This window comes from Actinomadura latina NBRC 106108, from assembly GCF_001552195.1.
Lineage (GTDB): Bacteria > Actinomycetota > Actinomycetes > Streptosporangiales > Streptosporangiaceae > Spirillospora > Spirillospora latina.
In genome coordinates this window covers 146,350-165,842 of record NZ_BCQS01000008.1, presented here as the reverse complement: position 1 = coordinate 165,842, position 19,493 = coordinate 146,350, and the positions used below count along the sequence as shown (strand labels likewise).

Annotated in this window: 18 protein-coding genes; 9 read left to right on the top strand and 9 right to left on the bottom strand. The window is 71.6% G+C overall.

From position 1 onward, the window contains the following. Positions 1-4: 4 nt before the first annotated feature. Positions 5-991, bottom strand: a complete 987-nt coding sequence (locus AL2_RS14460) for an NBR1-Ig-like domain-containing protein (protein WP_245666665.1) — start codon at positions 989-991, stop codon at positions 5-7. A gap of 152 nt (positions 992-1,143) precedes the next feature. Between AL2_RS14460 and AL2_RS14455 the strand changes: the two genes are divergently transcribed. Both AL2_RS14455 and AL2_RS14450 read left to right on the top strand, forming a co-directional pair. Further along, entirely contained in the window at positions 1,144-1,650 is a 507-nt protein-coding gene (locus AL2_RS14455) for a SigE family RNA polymerase sigma factor (RefSeq protein ID WP_067634043.1), read from the top strand. Further along, entirely contained in the window at positions 1,647-2,546 is a 900-nt protein-coding gene (locus tag AL2_RS14450; RefSeq protein ID WP_157438150.1) for a hypothetical protein, read from the top strand. The genes AL2_RS14455 and AL2_RS14450 overlap by 4 nt, the downstream gene beginning before the upstream one ends. Before the next feature lie 29 nt (positions 2,547-2,575). On the opposite strand, the gene AL2_RS14445 is transcribed toward AL2_RS14450, so the two are convergent. Beyond that, positions 2,576-3,244, bottom strand: coding sequence for a TetR/AcrR family transcriptional regulator (locus AL2_RS14445; RefSeq protein WP_245666659.1), 669 nt, complete (start codon positions 3,242-3,244; stop codon positions 2,576-2,578). 169 nt (positions 3,245-3,413) lie between these two features. Here AL2_RS14445 and AL2_RS14440 point away from each other — a divergent pair, with 169 nt between their 5' ends. Both AL2_RS14440 and AL2_RS14435 read left to right on the top strand, forming a co-directional pair. Next, positions 3,414-4,661, top strand: coding sequence for an oxygenase MpaB family protein (locus tag AL2_RS14440; protein ID WP_067634040.1), 1,248 nt, complete (start codon positions 3,414-3,416; stop codon positions 4,659-4,661). Between the two features lie 169 nt (positions 4,662-4,830). After that, positions 4,831-6,912 carry a peptidoglycan recognition protein family protein gene (locus AL2_RS14435; RefSeq protein ID WP_083946505.1) on the top strand — a complete coding sequence of 694 codons (2,082 nt, stop codon included), beginning with the start codon at positions 4,831-4,833 and terminating at the stop codon, positions 6,910-6,912. 13 nt (positions 6,913-6,925) lie between these two features. Here AL2_RS14435 and AL2_RS14430 read toward each other — a convergent pair whose 3' ends face one another. Genes AL2_RS14430 through AL2_RS14400 form a run of 7 tightly spaced genes read right to left on the bottom strand, consistent with a single transcriptional unit; the run spans position 6,926 to position 14,271 of the window. Continuing rightward, entirely contained in the window at positions 6,926-8,248 is a 1,323-nt protein-coding gene (locus AL2_RS14430; RefSeq protein ID WP_067634038.1) for an FAD-dependent oxidoreductase, read from the bottom strand. Further along, positions 8,245-9,048 (bottom strand): aspartate/glutamate racemase family protein, encoded by an 804-nt coding sequence (locus AL2_RS14425; protein ID WP_067634036.1) that lies wholly within the window; start codon positions 9,046-9,048, stop codon positions 8,245-8,247. Before AL2_RS14425 ends, AL2_RS14430 begins: the two co-directional genes overlap by 4 nt. A gap of 2 nt (positions 9,049-9,050) precedes the next feature. Further along, positions 9,051-10,502, bottom strand: a complete 1,452-nt coding sequence (locus tag AL2_RS14420) for an FAD-dependent oxidoreductase (RefSeq protein ID WP_067634034.1) — start codon at positions 10,500-10,502, stop codon at positions 9,051-9,053. 12 nt (positions 10,503-10,514) lie between these two features. Further along, entirely contained in the window at positions 10,515-11,102 is a 588-nt protein-coding gene (locus tag AL2_RS14415) for a cysteine hydrolase family protein (protein ID WP_067634032.1), read from the bottom strand. Positions 11,103-11,126: 24 nt separating this feature from the next. Beyond that, entirely contained in the window at positions 11,127-11,897 is a 771-nt protein-coding gene (locus tag AL2_RS14410) for an SDR family NAD(P)-dependent oxidoreductase (protein WP_067634030.1), read from the bottom strand. Next, a complete protein-coding gene (locus AL2_RS14405) occupies positions 11,891-13,297 on the bottom strand; it encodes an FAD-dependent oxidoreductase (RefSeq protein WP_083946504.1) in 1,407 nt (468 codons plus the stop codon). Before AL2_RS14405 ends, AL2_RS14410 begins: the two co-directional genes overlap by 7 nt. Continuing rightward, positions 13,294-14,271, bottom strand: coding sequence for an isocitrate lyase/PEP mutase family protein (locus AL2_RS14400; protein WP_067634245.1), 978 nt, complete (start codon positions 14,269-14,271; stop codon positions 13,294-13,296). Before AL2_RS14400 ends, AL2_RS14405 begins: the two co-directional genes overlap by 4 nt. 254 nt (positions 14,272-14,525) lie before the next feature. On the opposite strand from AL2_RS14400, the gene AL2_RS14395 reads away from it, so the two are divergent. Genes AL2_RS14395 through AL2_RS14375 form a run of 5 tightly spaced genes read left to right on the top strand, consistent with a single transcriptional unit; the run spans position 14,526 to position 19,486 of the window. After that, positions 14,526-15,701, top strand: coding sequence for an acyl-CoA dehydrogenase family protein (locus AL2_RS14395; RefSeq protein WP_067634028.1), 1,176 nt, complete (start codon positions 14,526-14,528; stop codon positions 15,699-15,701). After that, positions 15,698-16,618 (top strand): VOC family protein, encoded by a 921-nt coding sequence (locus AL2_RS14390; protein ID WP_083946503.1) that lies wholly within the window; start codon positions 15,698-15,700, stop codon positions 16,616-16,618. The genes AL2_RS14395 and AL2_RS14390 overlap by 4 nt, the downstream gene beginning before the upstream one ends. Next, positions 16,615-17,466: an alpha/beta fold hydrolase gene (locus AL2_RS14385; protein WP_067634026.1), complete on the top strand. Its 852-nt coding sequence runs from the start codon at positions 16,615-16,617 to the stop codon at positions 17,464-17,466. The genes AL2_RS14390 and AL2_RS14385 overlap by 4 nt, the downstream gene beginning before the upstream one ends. Then, on the top strand, positions 17,463-18,638 hold the full coding sequence (locus AL2_RS14380) for an acyl-CoA dehydrogenase family protein (RefSeq protein ID WP_067634024.1): 1,176 nt from the start codon (positions 17,463-17,465) through the stop codon (positions 18,636-18,638). The genes AL2_RS14385 and AL2_RS14380 overlap by 4 nt, the downstream gene beginning before the upstream one ends. After that, positions 18,635-19,486 carry an alpha/beta fold hydrolase gene (locus AL2_RS14375; protein ID WP_083946502.1) on the top strand — a complete coding sequence of 284 codons (852 nt, stop codon included), beginning with the start codon at positions 18,635-18,637 and terminating at the stop codon, positions 19,484-19,486. Before AL2_RS14380 ends, AL2_RS14375 begins: the two co-directional genes overlap by 4 nt. Positions 19,487-19,493: the final 7 nt, after the last annotated feature.

Sequence of the window (19,493 nt, the reverse complement as noted above, 5' to 3'; positions counted from 1 at the left end):
CTCGTCACCCGACGATGATCTGAAAATTGACGGGCCGGTTCCCGGGGAACACGACCTTTCCCGACGCGTCCACCATCTTGAACCGCACGTAGCACAGGCCAGGCTTCTTCGGCGTGGTGATCTCGGTCCGGATGTCGACCATCTTTCCCGGCCGCGTGTCGTCGATCGGCACATCGGAGATGGTCTGGCATTGATCGGCCTGCTGCGGAACGTCGAGGCGGCGCAGCGAATACCCCTCCCACGGCACCTTCCCGGCGTTCTTGAGCCGCCATACCTTGGTCACGGTCTTGCCTCCGCCGACGCGCGTGCAGTCGGGCAACGTGATGTCCGCGATGAAGGCGGCCGCATCGCCCTTGTGCGTCGGCGGCGCCGGCGGCGGATTGGTCGCCTGCACCGGGCAGTCGGCCGGGGACAGCACAGCCTTCGACTGGCCGCCGACGGGCTTCAGCCCGTCCCCGCCGGCCCCTGACCCGCGATTGACGGCGACCACGACGACGACCACCGCCCCCGCCCCGACGACCACCGTCGCCAACGCGACCAACCTCACCCGCCCGAACCGACCCCGCCCCCGCGACGCGGCTGGACCCGCGCCATCCTCCGGAGGCGCGGGCGGAGACACCGAGGTGGCCGGCACGGGCTCCGGCGGCCCGATGGAGACGTGCACGGCATGCGATTCCGCGACGCTCGTGGCAGCGACTTCACCGGCCGGAAGAGCGACCTCGGACCTTCCCACGGTCACCGACCTGACCGCCCGGTTCGCCGCCTCCCAGCGCTCGCGGAACGCGTCCGGGTCCGCGCCGCACGCCTTGACGAACTCGGCGGTGGTCCCCCAGCTAGGGAGCCGGTTGCCCTTCGTGGCTTCGTGCAGCGTCGTATGCGAGATCGCCCCGGACCGGCCGGACATCTCGCGGAAGGACGGGTTGCCGACCGATTCCCGCAGTTCCCGCAGGTCCGCCGCGAAGTCCTCGATCGCCTCCGCCTGTGCACGCATGTCGTCCACCGAGTGAAGCTAACAGTGCCCCCGCCCTCCACTCAAGCGCGGGCCGACGCCGGCGGGCGCGCCTGGGAAAAAGGGTACGGAAGGGCGGCATAGTTGCGAGGCTCCGCGGTGTCTGAGGGGGTGACACCCACGGAGGAGGTCCATTGAACCGAGAGGCTCGGGAGAGCTTCGGCGCGTTCGTCGCAGCCCGGTCGCGCAGCCTCATCCGCACGGCGTACGTCCTGACGGGGAACCAGCACGCCGCCGAGGATCTGCTGCAGAGCGCGCTGGCGAAGACGGCCGCGCGGTGGGGGCACGTGCGCGACAACCCGGAGGGCTACGTCCGCCGCGCCATGTACAACGAGCAGGTGAACCGGTGGCGGTGGCGCGGCCGCGAGTCGGTCGTTGCCGAGCTCCCGGACCTCCCCTCCTCCGGGCCGGACGTCGAGTTGCGGGTGACGCTGGAACGCGCGCTGCTGGCACTGCCGCCGCGCAAGCGGGCCGTCCTCGTCCTGCGCTACTACGAGGACCTGCCGGAACGAGAGATCGCCGAGATCATGGGCTGCTCGGTCGGCACCGTCCGCAGCCAGACCCACCGCGCCATCGCCCGGCTCCGGGAGCTGGCCCCCGAACTGGCCGCCCACCTCGCATCCGCTGGGAGCCGACCGTGACCGACCGCATGCTGGAAGACGCCTTCACCACGATCGCCGACCGCGCCGAGCCCGTCGACGACCTCGCCGAACGCGCGCTCCGTACCGTCGCCCGCCGCCGGATCAGGGCGGTCACCGGCGCGGCGGCCCTCGTCCTGGCGGTCACCGTGCCCGTGTCGATCGTCGTGGCGGACGGGCATTCCGAGCCCCCGGTCCTCGGGCCGCAGGGCGAGGCTGCTCGGCACGGGACCGGCCTGCCGGAGAACACCCCCGAAGAGCGGGCGCTCGTCCGCGCCTGCCTGCGCAACGGATCACCCGTCGGCTCCATGGGCGAGAAGCGCGCCGACACGGGCCGCCCTTCGGACTTCCGGCTCCTGACGGCGATGCGGGTGCCGGGCGGACGGCTCGCGGAAGTCGGCAGCCTGCGCGGATACGTGTTCTGCGCGACCAAGGGCAAGGAGAGCACCGAACCGCCGCAGTTCCACGCCTGGCCGGGGAAGTCGCGCGGCGGGCTCTTCGGCTTCGACATGCCGCTGCGCGTGGACGGCATCCGGCAGGTCCAGGCGCCGAGCAGGTGGGACGACCTGAACGCCGTCGTCGTCGGCCGCGCCAAGCCCCGCGTGGCCAAGGTCAAGGTGATCTGGGACGGCGGACGCACAGGCCGGGCCGCCGTCCACAACGGCTTCTTCATCGCCCAGACCGCCGCCAGAATGATGCCTGACCACGACGCCACCGGGCCGATGTCGGAAGGGGCGATGTCCTCGCCCACGATCCGCGTCCTGAGCGTGACCGGCTACGACGCCGAAGGCAAGGTCGTCCACACCTGGCGGCCGAAGGTGAAGAGCGAGCAGGCCGGCTTCGTCCCCGAGGACTGCACCGACGGCGTGACCCGCCCGCGTCCCACCCTCTGCGACTGAACCGTTCATGGCCCGGGACGACGGCGCGGTCAGGGGGGTGGGGTGAGCATGGGGACGAGGAAGCGGCGGGCCAGGGCGGCAAGTTGGGCGTCGTCGTCGAGGTCGATGAGTTGGCTCGGGATCGCCAGGAAGGAGGCGGAGATCCGGACCATCAGTTCGGCCACGTGGTCGATGTCGAGGTCGGCGGCCACGTTGCCGGCGCGCTGCTCGTGGCGGAGCTGGCCCGCGACGAACTGCCGGACGGTCGCCAGGGTCCGGCCGCCGTCGCTGATCATGGAGGGCACGACCAGGTCCGGTTCGGTGGCGATCAGGCCGCCGATCAGCGGGTTGCGCCGGATGGCGCGCAGCGAGCTGACGAAGCCCAGTACGACGCGGTCGGCGGCGGTCTCGGCCTGCTTGATGTCGACGAGGAACCGGTCGAAGTAGCGGCGGAACTCGCGGCGCACCACGTGTTCGACCAGCGCGTCCTTCGTGGCGAACCGCCGGTAGACCGTGATGCGGGAGACTCCGGCGCGGCGGGCCACGTCCTCCATGGTCGACCGCTGGACGCCCATCCGGGAGAACTGGTCGTAGGCCGCGTCGAGGACGCGCGTGCGCGTCTCGTCCTGGTCGTCGACCTGCTCGACGGCGTCGGTGTACGCGCGTTCGAGCATCGACTCCTGGCCCGAATCCGCCAGGAAGGACAACACAGAATCCACGGGCTCCTCCTGAGGCGACCGATTCTGCCCGAAACGTTCACGATCGTCACGTTAGGTCTTGTGATGACGGACACGTTGTGCTGTTATTGGCGCTGTTACCGATGATACGCCGAAACACTCCACGTTTCACCGTATCAGCGAGATCCTCGGCCCCCGGAGGAGCGAAGGCATGGAGAAACCCAGCAGGCGGAACGTGTTGGTGGCGGGCGGGACGCTGGGCGCGTTCGGCGCACTAAGCGCCGCGACGCCCGCCCAGGCGTCCTCACTGTGGACATGGTCCCCCAGGGGATCGGTGGCCGGCTACGGCGAGGGCGCGGACCCGCGGTGGGTGTGGGACCCGGAGTGCGACGAGCTGGTCGCCGCGCTGATCGACGGCGGCGCCGTGCCCGACGTCAACAAGCAGCTGAAGACGTGGACGAAGAACGGCCAGGCACTGCCCGGCGGGCTGCCCGCCGAGCTGCGGGACTTCATCGAACGCGCCCGCGCGCTCCCGTCCTGGGCGGACGAGGCCAAGCTCGCCAAGGCCTTCGAGTTCAACGAGAAGCGCGGGCTCTACCTCGGCGTCACCTACGGCTTCGCCAGCGGGATGATGAGCACGGCCATCCCCAAGGAGGCGCGCGCGGTCTACTACTCCAAGGGCGGTGCGGACATGCGGGACCGCATCACCAAGACCGCCAAGCTCGGCTACGACGTCGGCACGGAGAAGGCCTTCGCGGCCGACGGCGAGATGATCGTGACCTGCGTCAAGACGCGGCTGGCCCACTCGGGCGTGCGGCACCTGCTGCCCAAGTCCCCGGCTTGGACGAAGGTCGCCGACGAGGAGATCCCGATCAGCCAGGCGGACATGATGGTCACCTGGCACAGCCTGCCCACGACGGTCATGAAGCAGCTGACCAAATGGAAGGTGCCGATCCCCGACGACGAGTCGGCGGCCTTCCTGCACTCCTGGCAGCTGACCGGGCACATGCTCGGCATCAGGGACGAGTACATCCCGAAGTCGTGGGCGGAGGCCAACTCCCAGGCCGCGCAGGTGCTGGACCCGATCCTGGCGCCCACCCCGGAGGGCGTGAAGCTCGCCGACATGCTCCTCAACCTCGCGTCCTTCATCGACCTCGGCATCCTCAGCAAGCCCGTCCTCGGCGCGCTCACCCGCTACGTCCTCGGTGACGAGATCGCCGGCTGGCTGAAGATCCCCCGGGAGCCGGTGTGGGACCCGATCTTCGAGAACCTCTGGCCGCCCTTCGTCGCCGTCCGCGAGGGGATCCTCGACCTGACCGACGCGCCGAAGCAGCTGCGCCAGGTCTACTGGGTCTTCGACGAGATCATCCGCCAGGTGGTGCTGTTCGTCCTGTCCGGGGCGGACTACCCGATCAGCATCTCGATCCCGACGACCAACAACCCGAACTACCCGTCGTAGCGACGTCCTGGTTCTCCCCGATGGCAAGGACGCCGCGAGAAAGACCGAGGGCCCGGAATCCGGTCGGATTCCGGGCCCACCGGTATTCCGGACTATTGCGGCATGTGTGACACTCGGGGCGGCCGAGGCGCTCTCTGATCATGGGGCTCGGCCGTGAACGGGGAGAAGCATGCTCAAGCGCGTAGTGATCGGGACGTCGGTGGCCGCCGTGGCGGTCGCGGGCACAGTGACGTGGACGGTTTCCGCGAGGTCGACCGCGACGACGGCGTCCGCCACCGGGCCGGGCACCGGACGGGTCCACGCCCGCGCACTCCAGGAGCTGCCCAGCGCCGCCTCGGGCGGGAAGGCCGCGGGGCTGCCCGCCGCGAAGACGGAGCCGTTCAGCCTGGTCGGCGTCACCTGGGACAAGCCCCGGGAGGAGCTGCGGGGAACCGTGCGGCTCCGCACGCGGGAGGCGGGGACGGGCCGCTGGACGCCGTGGCGCACCCTGGAGCCGGACCTCGCCGACGCCCCCGACCGGGGCGGGCGCGGCGGCACGAACGGGCTGTGGGTCGGGCCGTCCGACGGCGTCGAGGTGCGGGTGACCGGAAGCGGCCGCGTGCTGCCCGCCGGCCTGCGCGTCGACCTGGTCGACCCGGGCAAGCCGGCGTCCTCGCCCACGCCGCGCGCGGCCGGACCCGTCGGCGGGATGAAGCTCATCGCGGCGACCACGCCGCTCGCCGGGCCGGTCACCGCGCCGAAGCCGGCCATCGTGGCGCGCGCCGGATGGGGCGCCGACGAGTCGATCGTCACGGACCCGCCGACCTACGACGCCTCGGTGAAGGCGGCGTTCGTCCACCACACCGACACGGGCAACGGCTACACGTGCGCCGAGTCTGCGTCCGTGATCCGGTCGGTGTTCCTGTACCACGTGAAGAGCCAGGGCTGGAACGACATCGGCTACAACTTCCTCGTCGACAAGTGCGGCACGGTCTTCGAGGGACGGGCCGGCGGCATCGACCGTCCCGTGCACGGGGCCCACACGTACGGGTTCAACACCGACACCACCGGGATCGCGGTCCTCGGCACCTACACCGCCGCGAACGACCCTGACGTGCCCGGCGTGGCCCCCACCGCGGCCGCCCTCGACGGCGTCGCGAAGATCGCCGCCTGGAAGCTGGGGCTGGCCGGGGTCGACCCCGCGGCGAAGGTGACGCTGACCTCGGCGGCGCCCGACGGGACGGGCGGCAAGTACCCCTACGGGCAGCAGGTCGAGTTCAACACGATCTCCGGTCACCGCGACGGGTTCGCGACCGCGTGCCCCGGCGCGCAGCTCTACAGCGCGCTCCCGACGATCCGGACGGCCGCCAAGCAGATCACCGTTCCGGCGTTGAGCGCGACGGTGACCGGCGCGAAGGCCGCCGGCGGCCTCTACTACACGACCAGCACCGCCACCCTCAACTGGACGCCGGCGGAGGGTGCGGCCTACACCGTCAGCGTGGACGGCGCGACGGCCGCGACGCCCGCCGCCGGGGCGTCGTCCGCGACGGTGACGCTGAACCCGGGCACGCACACGGTGCAGTTGCACGCGGCGTTCGCGGACGGCACCACCTCGGCGTCCCCTGTCTTCACGGTCGTCGCGGACACCACCCGTCCGGTCATCTCCTCCCAGGCGCTGTACCTGCGCAGGGCGACGGTCAACAGCACCGCGATCCCCGTCACGCTGACCTGGAAGGCCGCCGACAACGCGCTGCTCGGCTCGCTGAAGGCCACCTCGCCGTCCGCGAGGAACTTCTACACCACCACGACCAAGTGGTCGGCGAGCGCGAAGCCGCTGGCGACGCAGTCGTGGTCGCTGACCGCCGCCGACATGGCGGGCAACACCACCACTGCCGCGATCAGCCGCTACGCCGGCGGCATCAGCGAGGGCTCCGCGCGCCGCACCGGCACCTGGAAGCTGACGACCACCAAGTACTACCTGGGCGGACGCGGCCTCTACAGCAGCTCGAAGGGCGCGAGCGCGAGCTGGACGTTCACCGGGCGCACCGCCGGGCTGATCTTCAAGCGCGCGTACAACCTCGGCGCCGTGTACGTCTACGTGGACGGCGCCAAGGTCGGCACCCTCGACACCAGGTCGTCGTCCACCGCCTACCGGCAGCTGCTGTGGACGCGCACCTGGAGCACCAGCGGCAAGCACACCATCAAGATCGTCGTCGCGGGCACGTACAAGCGGCCCACGGTCGGCATCGACGGCCTGGTCTACCTGCGCTGACCTCGCGGCCGGGCTAGCGGGCGGCCAGGGCGGCGCCGATGATCCAGCCCGTGCCGAAGGCGGACAGCAGCCCGTTGCCGGACAGGTAGCCGTCCGAGTGCGGGCCGGCCAGGCCGCAGGCGGTGCCGCCGCCCGCGTACAGCCGCGGGATCGGTTCGCCGGCGCCGTCCAGAACGTGGCCGAACGGGTCGATCACCAGTCCGCCCTGGGTGGCGAGCAGGCCGTGGGTGACCCAGGCGAGATGGTAGGGCGCGGTCAGGGGGCGGCGGCCGGGCAGCGGGGACAGGGCGCGTTCGGTCTCCGCGACCGTCCGTCCGAGTGACGCGGCCACGGCCTCGATGGTGGGACGGTCGCGGACGGCCCCCGCCGCGACGCACTCGCGCATCATCTCCGACTCGCGGGTGGCGGCCATCGCGGTCGCGTCCCAGATCATCGCGGCGCGCTCGCCCGGCTGCTGTTGCAGGACGCCGGCCAGGGACGAGTAGCCCTTCGACTCCTCGTCCACGAAGCGTTCGCCGCCGAGGCCGACCAGGACGGCGCCGTTGAACTGCAGCGCCGGGGACACCCGCGTGCAGTGGTCGACGACGACCAGCCCGGAGCGCAGCCCGGCGCCCATGTTCCGCAGCCGCCCGCCGAGCCGCAGCGCCCACCCGAGCGCGTCGCCGGTCGAGGTGGAGACGCCGCCGTAGAACGGCGTCCCGAGGTGGGGCAGGTGCTCCTCGACCAGCGCCGGGTTCGCGGCGAAACCGTCGGCGGCGAGGACGACGGCGCCGGCCCGGACGCGCTGCAGCGCCCCGTTCTGGCGGACGACGGCACCGGCGACCTCGCCGCCGTCCGAGATGAGGTCGACGACGGGAGCCTCGTCGACGAACGCGATGTTGTCGCGCGCTTCGACGAGGGTCCGCAGGTGACGCATGAGCCGTCCGCCGCCCAGCCGTCCGGTGTCGGTGTGCAGGCGCGGGGCCGTCATGCCGGCGCGGGGCATGTCGGCGCCGATCTCGACGGGGTAGCCGGTGTCGGCGATCCACTCCACGAACTCCGGTGCCGCCGCGCACAGCGCCTCCACGACCGGACGCCATGCCTCGTCGCCGCTCGCGCGCAGGATGTCGTCGGCGTGCCGCTCCGGCGAGTCGTCGATGCCGGCCGCGGCCTGGAACCGGGTGCCGCCGGCGGCGAGGGAGCCGGAGGAGATGGCCGCGTTGCATCCCTCGCGGGCCGATTTCTCGAAGACGGCGACGACCAGGTCGCGGTCGCGGGCCGCCCGGAGAGCGGTCATCATGCCGCATGCGCCGCCGCCGACGATGGCGACGTCCACCTCGGTGTCCCAGGCGGTCACGTCAGGGTCCTGTTCGTTCCGTAGAAGTCGCGCGCGGCGTCGATCAGCGGGCGGGGCGGCCGGGCCCCGTAGAAGCCGGTCCGCGTGGGAGTGAGCCCGGTCGCGTGGAACTGCGCCGCGCGCATCTCCGCGACGCGGACGCAGGTGCCGAGGGAGTCGAGCACCGGCACGCCGTCCACCCGCGACAGGCCCTGGTCGGCGAGGAACACGTTGAGCGGCCCCTCGCCGGGGACGATGACGTTCGCGCCCTCCCCGATCGCCTCGCGTGCGGCGCGGGTGAACGCGTCCAGCAGCGGCTTCGGGTCGGCGTAGGCCGCCATCACGTCGGTGAACTCGGCCTCCACCTGGACGATGGGGCCGACGAGCTGGTCCAGGCGGTAGTTGCGGAAGTTGCGGCGCAGCTGCGGTTCGAGGGCTCCGATGAAGTTGACGATCCCGACGCGGTCGCCGAGCGCGCCCGCCATCAGCACCGACGTCTGGCCGTACGCGATGACCGGGATGTCGACGACGGTCCGGACCTCCTCGTACGCGGTGTCGGGGATCGTCGCGATGAGGAAGGCGTCGTATCCCTCGTCCTGCGCGCGCAGCGCCGCGTGCACGAACTGCTCCCTGTGCAGCCCGGCAAGGTAGGCGTAGCCGATGTGCGTCCCCGGATAGTCGGACGGGTAGGTGCCGGGCTTCATCCCGTGGAAGCCGATGTCGGTGCCGGGCGCGGCCTGCGCGCGCAAGTGGCGGGCCAGCGCGTCGCGGTAGTGCGGGACGTCGTCGAGAACCGTGAACGACTGGTGCCAGATCCGCATGGTCACGCTCCCCGCGCGGCCGCGTTGGCGCCGGCGATCCGGCCGAACGTCGCGCCGCGCAGCACCGAGGTGGAGCCGGTGTAGTTGGAGTAGTAGAGCCCGGTCAGCTCCCCGGCCGCATACAGGCCGGTCATGGGACGGCCGTCGCGGTCGACGACCTCGGCGGCGGACGTGGTCTTCAGGCCGCCGAAGCTGAAGACGTTGGCCGCCATGATCGGATAGGCGGCGAAGGGCCCCTCCGCGATGGGCCGGCTCCAGTTCGACTTCGGCACGTCCAGGCCGATGGTCGCGAGACCGTCCGGCTTGGTGTGGTCGAAGCCGTCCGGCGGAGGGCATGCCGCGTTGTAGGCGTTGATGGTCTGCTCCACGGTCGCGACGGGCAGCCCGAGCAGCCGCGCCAACTCACCGACGGTGTCCGCGGCGACCGGCGCGACGTCCGTGCGGATGCCCGCCATCAGGTTCGGCACCGCCAGCCCCCGCTGGTCGAGGACCACCCATGCGATCCCGTCGGGCTGCGCCTGGATGGAGCGGGTGGTCCGCTCGTACCAGGCGTCGACGGTGCCGCGGGCCTCGTCCACGAAGCGGTGCCCGTCCTTGTTGACCAGTACGCCGTAGGGGAAGCAGAAGATCGCGGCCTCCGGTTCGCCGCTGCGCGGATCGACCGGCTCGGCGTGGAAGAGGGCGAAGTTCCCGGCGGTGGCGGCGCCGAGCGCCAGCGCCATCTCCAGCCCCTCGCCCTTGTTGTAGTTGCCGCCCTTGGCGACGGGACGGCAGGTCAGCGCCCGGTCGCCGTGGTAGCGCGCCATCAGTTCGAAGTTGCCCTGGTAGCCGCCGCTGGCGAGGACGACCGTCCCCTCGAACACTGCGGGACCGCCCCGCGTGTGCGCGAACACGCCGCCGACGCCGCGCTCGGAGAAGGCGAGCCGGCGGGCCGTCGTCTCGAAGTGGAACTCCACCCCGAGCCCGCGCGCCGCCTTGCCCATCGTCTCGACGATGGCGAGGCCGCCGCCGACGGGCGCCATCCGGGTGGTCGACTGGGTGAGGAACGGCGTCGGCACGAAGTCGAACCGGACACCGTGGCCGGACATCCAGCGCAGCGTCGGCGGCGCCTTCTCGGCCAGCGTGGCGACGTAGTCGGGGTCGATGGTGTGGGTGGCCCGGTAGAGCCGACTCTGCCGGTGCGGGGGCAGCGCCGCGTCGTTGACGATGGACGGGTCGGGGTGCCCCATGAAGTCGTCCACGAGGGCGTCCTCGAAGCCGCCGGCGACCTCGTCCAGCGATTTCATGCGCAGGAACGCCTCGGTGTAGCGGGTGTTGCCGCCGGTCTCGGCCTCCGGGGAGCGTTCCAGGACCGCGACGCGCGCGCCCTCCTCCGCCGCCGAGACGGCCGCCGACAGGCCGGCGACTCCGCCGCCGACCACCACGACGTCGTACCGGTGGGTCTGTTCGGTCATGACCGCGTCCTCTCAGAACTCGAGCTCGGCGGAGCCCGTCACGGACCCGAACAGCGGCAGCATGTTCGCCACGGAGAACTCGTGGAAGTCGGGACGGAAGGAGGCGCACATGTCCTCGACCACGGTCACCTGGAGGCCGGAGTCCGAGGCGTGCCGGGCCGCCGACTCCACGACGAGGTTGGTCGCGACGCCGCCGAGCACGACCTCGGTGATCCCTTCGGCGGCGAGAACGTCCCGCAGCGCGGTTCCGACGAACGGGTCGACGCAGCCCTTGTCGACGACGGGCTCGCCCGCGACCGGCGCGAGCGCCTTGACGATCTGCGCCTCGGGAGAGCCGGCGAGCATCGCGCGCTGCTCCTCGTAGGGGGCGAAGCGCGGGAGCCGGTTGGTGCGCAGCCTGTAGGACGGGTCGAAGGCCAGCCGCACGTGCACGACGAGCGCCCCGGCCGCGCGGGCGGCGGCCAGCACGCGCCCGGCCGTCGCGAGCACGCCGCGTTCGGCGATCTGCGCGGCGAGCGGCGGCATCCGCAGGTGCGGCCCCTCCTCGCAGAGCGCGACCTGGTAGTCGAGCATGAGCAGGGCCTTCTGGGCGGTGGCCATGAGTCTCCTTAGGGGACGGGGGAGTTACCAGGCGGACCAGCCGCCGTCGACGTACACGACCTGGCCGGTCATGTACGAGGCGGCGGGGCTCGCGAGCAGGAGCAGGGGGCCGGCGAAGTCGGTGCCGGGGTCGCCGAGCCGGCCGAGCATCGTGCGCTCGGCGAACCAGCGCAGCCGGCCGGGATCGGCGCCGAGCGCGGCCGTCATCTGGGTGGGGTAGAAGACGCCAGGGGCCAGGCAGTTGACGTTGACGCCATGCGGGCCGAGTTCGGCGGCCAGCGACCGGGTCACGTTCACGACCCCGGCCTTGGACGCGTAGTACGCCGACTCGGGGACGGGCCCGACGCGTTCGGCGTAGACGGTGGTGAGGTTGACGATGCGTCCGCCGCGGCCCTGGCGGGTGAGGGCCCGCCCGGCGGCGCGTCCGACCAGCCATGTTCCGGTGAGGTTGACCCGGACGACCCTCTCGAACTCCTCGACCGAGGTCTCGTCGTAGGGCTTGCGCAGCATGACGCCCGCCGCGTTGACGACGACGTCGAGCCGATCGTGCCGGGCCATGACGCCGTCGAGGAGCGCCGCGACGGACGCCTCGCCGGTGACGTCGGCCTCGTGCGCGCTCGCCCCGCAGGCTTCCGCGGTGTCGGCGAGGTCGGCGGCGCGCGATGCCAGGTCGGCGACGGCGACCGTCGCGCCCGCGTCCGCGAGCGCCCGCGCCGCGCGTTCCCCGAGGCCGCCGGCGGCGGCGCCGACCACCAGGGCGACCTGACCGGTCAGGTCGAAGGCTTCCGTCACCACTGGAGCTCGCTCTCCTCGGCTGCGGCGTTCCGGCCGGCGAGCCGTCCGAAGACGCCCGCCTTGCCGATGGAGGTGCCGGTCATGTAGCCGGCGCCGTGGAAGCCGCCGGTGATCTCGCCGGCGGCGTAGAGGCGTCCGATCGGCTCGCCCCACCAGTCGAGGACCCGCATGCGGATGTCGACGGTGAGCCCGCAGTACGTCGCGAGGACGACGGTCCCGGACGGGTGGGCGTAGAAGGGCGGCCGGTCGATCGGCGCCGGCTCGCCCACTCCCCCGGACAGGCGAACTCGTCCGAACGGGTCGGGGCCGCCCCGCTCGATCGCGGCGTTGTACTCGGCGACCGTGCGCCGCAAGGAGCCCTCGGGGAGGCCGATCTCCGCTTCCAGACCCGCGATCGTGCCGGCCTTGAGGAGCATCCCGGCGCGCTCGCGTCCCGCGAACTCGTAGATCGGCACTTCGTCGTTGGCCTGCGCCATCGTCCGGGCGTCGAAGACCTGCCAGGTGGTCACGCCCGGCTGGACGAGGGCGGCGTCGCCGATCTCCTTGTAGTTCTTCGACTCGTCCACGAACCGGCGCCCTTCGCGGTTGACCGCGATGGCGCCCTTGTAGACGGCGAGGATGCCGGTGCCGTCCTCGTCCGGATGCTCGACGTGAAAGTGCCCGTAAGTGCCCTTGATGTAGGGGGTGTCGCGAAGCCCGGCGCCCAGGGCCATGGCCATCTTGAGACCGTCGCCCTGGTTGCCCGTACCGCCCTGGCGCAGCGCGTGCTCCATCTGCGGCGCGAACGTGGCGAGCAGGTCCGGGTTCATCGAGAAGCCGCCCGTGGCGAGCACGACCGCGTCCGCCCGCACCTCGCGGCCGTCCGCGAGCCGGACGCCGGTCACCCGGGAGCCGTCGTGCGGCAGCCGGGCCGCCGGCGCGTTCAGCATGATCCGCGCCCCGCGCTCACCGGCCGCCTTGAGAAGGCGCTCCAGCATGTGGGTGGTGTCGGACGGGTGGCTGCGCGGCGCCGACTGGCCCGACGCGGCGTGGATCTCGCCGTACCGGACGCCGTGCTCCTTCAGCCACCGGTACGTCGCCAGCTGGTGCTCGCAGTACAGGTCGACGAGGGCCGGGTCGTTACGCCGCCCGCCGATGTCGAGGAGGTCCTCGCGGAGCAGTCCGACGGAGTCGGCGATGCCCTGCTCGGCCTGCTCATCGGTTCCGGCGAAGGCGGACAGCCCCGCCGACTTCACCGTGGAGCCGCCGATGTCACTGGTCTTCTCCAGAAGCAGCGCATACTGCCCGGCTTCGGCGGCGGCCAGCAGCGCGGCGCATCCGGCGAGGCCCGCGCCGAGGACCAGGACGCCGACGCGCTCGGGCAGCTCGGTCTCGACCGGCAGTCCGGGGACGGCGCTCACGTGAAGCTTCCCGGTTCCCGGTCGAGCGCGATCTCGGCGGCGCTGAACCCGGGCAGGTTGAACAGGTCCTGCCGCTGCGACCAGGTGGCCATCCGGTCGGTTCGGGACGCGGTCTCGCCGTGCTCCTTCAGATGCGCGAGGGCCTCCTTCCCGGCCAGGTGCATCGAACGCATCAGGTAGTTGGCGAACAGCACGACGCCGAAGCCCAGCTCGGCGTACTCCGCCACGTCCAGCTGCGGGGTCCGGCCGCCCTCGACGACGTTGACGATCAGGGGGACGCCGGCCAGTTCGCGTCCGACCAGGGCGAGTTCGCCGACCGTCCGGGGCGCCTCGATGAACAGCGCATCGGCCCCGGCAGCGACGTAGGCGCGGCCGCGCTCGATCGCCGCGTCGATCCCGTGGACCGACCGGGCGTCCGTGCGGGCGATGATCACGAGCCCGCCGTCCGTCCGCGCCTCGCACGCCGCCGCGATCTTCGTCTGCATGTGGCCGGACGGGATCAGCGTGTGCGAGTCGAAATGCCCGCACCGCTTGGGCAGCTCCTGGTCCTCCAACTGGAGGCCGGCCACCCCCGCCCGCTCCAGCAGCCGGACGGTCCGCATCGCCGAGAGCGGCCCGCCGTAGCCGGTGTCGGCGTCGCAGATCAGCGGGATGCGGGTCGCCTCCGCGAGCCGTCCGGCATGGTCGGCGACCTCCGCCAGCGAGATCAGCCCGATGTCCGGCAGCCCGAAACCGGCGTTGGCCAGCCCGGCGCCGGTGGCGTAGACGGCGGCGAACCCGGCCTCCTCGACGAGCCGGGCGCCGAGCGCGTCGGTCGCTCCGGGCAGCACCAGCGGCTCGGCCGCCCCGCCCGGCCGGGACGCGGCGGCGAGCGCGGCGCGCAGCGCGCCCCGCTTGGCGTGGGCGCTCGGGCCGGGTCCGACGCCGGTCAGCGACGAGAGCAGGCCCGGTTCCCAGGGCGGGGTGTGCGGCACGGCCACTCCTCCATGTAGTGATTACTACAGACACTAACCGTGACAGCAGTCACCTTCGAAGCGCAACCCCCGGAGAGTCGCGCGACTGCCTGCGCGATCACTGTCGTGCCGGTCTGTGGTGGCAGTCACAAGTTTCCCGGCCAACCCCTTGCCTTCTCCGGAGCGATCGTTCTACGGTTCGCTGTAGTGACTGTTACAGAGATGCCGATCACGCTCCGATCTCGCGTTTTCCCCTACCGAAGGAACTGACGCCGATGACCGTCCTGGACGAGATCCGCCGGCTGGAGCCGGAGTTTCGGGCCGAGGAGGACCTGTCGGCCGAACAGCGCACGCTGACCGGCCGGGCCTTCACGCACATGCAGGAGACCGGGCTCATGCGCGGCCTCCAGCCCAAGCGCTGGGGCGGCGCCGAACTGTCGCTGCGCGAGCACCTCACCGCCGTCTACGAGCTCGGCCGGATCGCGCCGTCGGCGGGCTGGGTGGCCGGGGTCATGGGGTCGCATCCGTGGCAGCTGGCGCTCTTCCCCGAGGAGACGCAGGCCGAGATCTGGGAGGCCGACCCGGACTGGAACGCCTCCTCGTCCTACGCCCCGACCGGGAAGATCGAGCCGGTGGACGGCGGCTACCGCGTGTCCGGCCGCTGGTCGTTCTCGTCCGGCTGCGACCACGCGCAGGGCGTCATCCTCGGCGGGTTCGCCGGGAAGGTCGAGGCGGCGCCGGGCGTGCAGGTCCCGAACTACGGGTCCGCGCTGCTGCACCGCGACCAGTACGCCATCGAGGACACCTGGCACGTCCGCGGCTCGCGCGGCACGGGCAGCAAGGACATCGTCGTCGCGGACGCCTTCGTCCCGGCGCGCCGCTTCCTGTCCAGCCCGCTCTACGAGTACAACCCGGACCGTCCCGCGCCCGGTATGGAGACCAACCCGTCCGCGCTGTACAAGGTGCCGTGGGCGGTCATGTTCAACCTCGTCCTCGTCGCGCCGATGCTCGGGCTCGCCCGCCGCGTCCTGGACGACTGGACGGCCGACACCCGCGTCCGCAAGGCGAACTGGGGCGGCACCTACGCCGACGACCCGCTGATGCAGATGCACCTGGCCGAAGCCGAATGGGTGCACGACGCGGCCGTCATGAAGATGTACGACGCGATCGACACGATCACCGAGGCCGCCGAGGCCGGCGTGTTCCTGGAGAAGCGGCTGCGCGCCCGGCTGCGCTGGAACATCACCAAGGGCTGCCAGGAGACCGGCTTCGCGATCAACAACCTGATGCGGGTCGCCTCGGGCCGCACGGTCTTCGTCGACCACCCGCTGCACCGCGTCTACCAGGACGTCGTCGCCGAACTCGGCCACGCGTTCCTCGTCTCCGACGGCGTCGGCCAGTACTACGGCGCCGCCCTCCTCGACTCGTCCGCTCCGGAGGTCATGCTTTGATCACGCAACTCGCCTACCTGGGCATCGCGTCACCCAAGGCCGAGGAGTGGCGCGACTACGCCACCCGGCTGCTCGGTGCGGTCATCGCCGGGGACGGCCCGGACGGCGCGGTCCGAATCAAGGTCGACGACAAGGGCTACCGCATCGCGGTCCACCCGGCGGAGCAGGACGAACTCCGGTACGCCGGCTGGGACTGCGGCAACGAGACCTCGCTGCGCGCGTACGTCGCCGAGCTGCGCGGCAAGGGCGTCGAGGTGCACGACGGCGGCGCCGACGAGCTGAAGGAACGCCAGGTCGCGGAGCTGTACTGGTTCGCCGACCCGTTCGGCAACCGGCACGAGCTGGTCTGGGGCCAGTTCTCCCAGCCCAACTCGTTCTTCCCCGGACGTCCCATGCGCGGCCGCTTCGTCACCGGCGACCTCGGGCTCGGCCACATCGTTCTCATCGTCCCCGACCTGGAACGGGCCAACGCGTTCTACGCCGACACACTGGGCTTCCGGCTGTCCGACCGGGTGAAGAGCGACATCTTCAACCTGCGCTTCTACCACTGCAACGGCCGCCACCACTCCCTCGCCGTCGCCGAGATCCCCGGCATGACCGGCATCAACCACCTGATGCTGGAGGTCGAGTCGTTCGACGACCTCGGCACCGCGATCGACCTGTTCACGGCGGACCCGGACCGGGAGATCCTGCTGTCGCTCGGGCGGCACACCAACGACCTGATGACGTCCATCTACGTGCAGACGCCGTCCTCGATGCAGATCGAGTACGGGCACGGCGGGATCACCGTGGACGACCTCACCTGGGTCGCGGGCAACCACGACCTGCCGTCCATCTGGGGCCACCACCGATCCCAGGCGTACCTGGACGGACCCCCCGGCATCTTCCGCATGGTCGCGGGCGGGGAGGCCGGATGACCACCGCGATCCGGGTCGAGGACGTCGCGATCGGCGGCGGGCGCCACCTGCGCGTCAACCAGTCCGGCACCCCCGGCCGGCCCGCCCTGCTCTTCCTGCACGGCTCCGGGCCGGGCGTGACCGCCGCGTCCAACTGGCGGGAGGTCATCGAGGGGCTCGGCGACACCTACCACTGCATCGCCCCCGACATCCTGGGCTTCGGCGACTCCAGTCAGCCGGACCCGCAGCCGCAGGGCTTCGCGGCCCAGGCCGAGGTCCGCATCGACGCGCTGCTCGAACTCGTGGACGTGCTGGGCCTGGAGAAGGTCGTCCTCGTCGGCAACTCGATGGGCGGGATGTACTCGCTGCGCATCGCCCAGCTCCGGCCCGACCTGGTCGGCAAGATCGTGCTGATGGGCTCGGGCGGCATGCCGGGTCTTGAGCCGACCCCGGAACTCATCAAACTGATCACGTACTTCGACGATCCGACCGTCGAGGCCATGGCCGATCTGCTCATCCAGTTCGTCCACGACAAGAGCGCCTTCGGCGACACGGTGGAGAAGGTCGCGGCCGAGCGGATGCCGATGGTCCGGCGCCCCGGGATCGAGGCCGGGCACCGGGCCATGTTCGGCCCCGAGATGCTCACGTTCGCGCCGGACGACCTCGCGAAGATCGACATGCCGGCGCTGGTGGTGCACGGCCGCCAGGACGTCATCGTGCCGATCGAGTGCAGCTACTACCTGGCCGAGCACCTGCCGCAGGCGGACCTCTACGTCATCGGCAAGTGCGGCCACTGGACGCAGATCGAACAGGCCGGACGCTTCCAGGCGATCGTCCGGTCCTTCGTCGGGAACGGGACTGAGTCATGAGCATGATCGAAAAGGCGCGGGCCGCCGCGTCCGTCCTCGCCGCCGCCGACGCTGCGGGCGCGGAGCAGGGGCGGCTCACCTCCGAGGCCGTCGCGGCGCTCGACGCGATCGGGGTGCTGCGGGCGCTGCAGCCGGCCCGGTGGGGCGGCGGCGAGGTCCACCTCGCCGAGTACGCCGACACGGTGATCGAGATCGGCCGCGCCTCGGCGTCCGCCGGGTGGGTGGCGTCCGTCGTCGGCGTCCACCCGTGGCAGCTCGCCCTGTTCCCCGAGCAGACGCAGGAGGAGATCTGGGGGGACGACCCGGCGCGGAAGATCGCCTCGTCCTACACCCCGACCGGCAAGATCGAGAAGGTCTCGGGCGGATACCGGGTGTCGGGCCGCTGGTCGTTCTCGTCCGGCAGCGGGATCTGCTCCGGCGTCATCCTCGGGGGCATCGCCGGGCGGCGCGAGGTGAACGGCTCCGAGTACCCCGACTTCACCTCGGTGATCCTCGACGAGGGCGACTACCGGATCGAGGAGACCTGGAACGTCGCGGGCCTGCGCGGCACCGGCTCCAACGACATCGTCGTGGACGGCGTCTTCGTCCCCGAGCACCGCGGCCAGTCGCACGTGTACTACACGCACGGCCTCGGCATCCCGCTGCCCGGCCAGGAGCTGAACGACGGGCCGCTGTACCGGACGCCCTGGGCGGTCACCTTCAACCTGATCATCACCGCGGGGGCGCTCGGCGCCTGCCTCGGCTTCTACGACCAGTGGGTCACCGAGACGCGCGGCCGCCGCACCAACTACGGCCAGCTGCTCCGCGAGGAGCCCGTCGTGCAGAACCACCTCGCGGAGGCGGCCTGGCAGCTCGACGCCGCCGTCCTGAAGGTGCGGCGGACGGCCGGCGAGCTGATGGAGCACGCCGAGCGCGGCGAGATCCCCTCCCTGGAGCAGCGCGCCTTCTGGCGCTGGGACGTCGCCCGGTCGGCGAACGCGGCGGTCGACACCGTCCAGGCGCTGATGCGGGTCTCGTCGGGCCGCTCCGCCTTCATCGACCACCCGCTCCAGCTGAAGTTCCAGGACGCCGTGGCGGCCGGCAGCCACGCCTTCCTCTTCGACGACCCGCTCGCCAAGGCGTGGGGCGGCCGGCACCTCGGCGCCGAGAACCTCGCGGCGGTCCACCTGTGATCACCTCTTCTGACGTCTCCGTGAAGGCGCGGGGCGGGGAGCTGACGTTCCGGCTGCACGAGACCGGCGAGCGCCGGCCGGAGGCCGTGCTGTTCCTGCACGGCTCCGGCCCCGGCGCGACCGGGTTGTCGAACTGGGAGCGGATCATCGCCGACCTCGGCGACCGGTACTGGTGCCTGGCGCCCGACCAGATCGGGTTCGGCGACTCCTCGCACCCGCTCGACGCCCCGCGCGGCATGGGCCCGTTCAACGAGCTGCGCGCCGAGGCGCTGCTGGCGCTGGCGGACGAGCTGAACCTGGAGAAGGTCCATCTCGTCGGCAACTCGATGGGCGGCCAGCTCGCCCTGCTGATGACGCTGGCCCGGCCCCAGCTGATCGGCAAGATCCTGCTGATGGGCAGCGGCGGCGCACCGGATATGCCGGTCAGCCCCGGTCTCAAGCACCTCCGCGAGTTCTACGCGAGCCCCAGCGCGGAATCCCTCAAGGGATTGCTCAGCGAGTTCGTGTACGACCTCGAACCCATGCGCGACACGGTCGACCGGGTGGTGGCCGAACGCATGGCGTACGTGAACCGTGAGGACGTCCGCCGTTCGCACGAGGCGTCCTTCGATCCGAACGGGACGCGCCGCTTCTTCACTCCCGAGGACCTCGCGCCCATCACCCACGACGTGCTCTGCGTCCACGGCCGCGACGACCGGATCATCCCGGTCGACGCCAGCAAATACTTCGCTGACACGCTTCCGAACGCCGACCTCTACGTCATCGGGCAGTGCGGCCACTGGACCCAGATCGAACACCCCGAAACCTTCGAGCGGCTCCTGGTGAGCCTGATCGACGGCCGCATCTAAGGACGTA

What these genes read in the sequence shown, in the direction of transcription:
- AL2_RS14425 (WP_067634036.1), bottom strand. Translation starts at nt 9,048, where the DNA reads ATGCGGATCTGGCACCAGTCGTTCACGGTTCTCGACGACGTCCCGCAC.
- AL2_RS14460 (WP_245666665.1), bottom strand. Translation starts at nt 991, where the DNA reads ATGCGTGCACAGGCGGAGGCGATCGAGGACTTCGCGGCGGACCTGCGG.
- AL2_RS14380 (WP_067634024.1), top strand. Translation starts at nt 17,463, where the DNA reads ATGAGCATGATCGAAAAGGCGCGGGCCGCCGCGTCCGTCCTCGCCGCC.
- AL2_RS14415 (WP_067634032.1), bottom strand. Translation starts at nt 11,102, where the DNA reads ATGGCCACCGCCCAGAAGGCCCTGCTCATGCTCGACTACCAGGTCGCG.
- AL2_RS14385 (WP_067634026.1), top strand. Translation starts at nt 16,615, where the DNA reads ATGACCACCGCGATCCGGGTCGAGGACGTCGCGATCGGCGGCGGGCGC.
- AL2_RS14435 (WP_083946505.1), top strand. Translation starts at nt 4,831, where the DNA reads ATGCTCAAGCGCGTAGTGATCGGGACGTCGGTGGCCGCCGTGGCGGTC.
- AL2_RS14420 (WP_067634034.1), bottom strand. Translation starts at nt 10,502, where the DNA reads ATGACCGAACAGACCCACCGGTACGACGTCGTGGTGGTCGGCGGCGGA.
- AL2_RS14440 (WP_067634040.1), top strand. Translation starts at nt 3,414, where the DNA reads ATGGAGAAACCCAGCAGGCGGAACGTGTTGGTGGCGGGCGGGACGCTG.
- AL2_RS14395 (WP_067634028.1), top strand. Translation starts at nt 14,526, where the DNA reads ATGACCGTCCTGGACGAGATCCGCCGGCTGGAGCCGGAGTTTCGGGCC.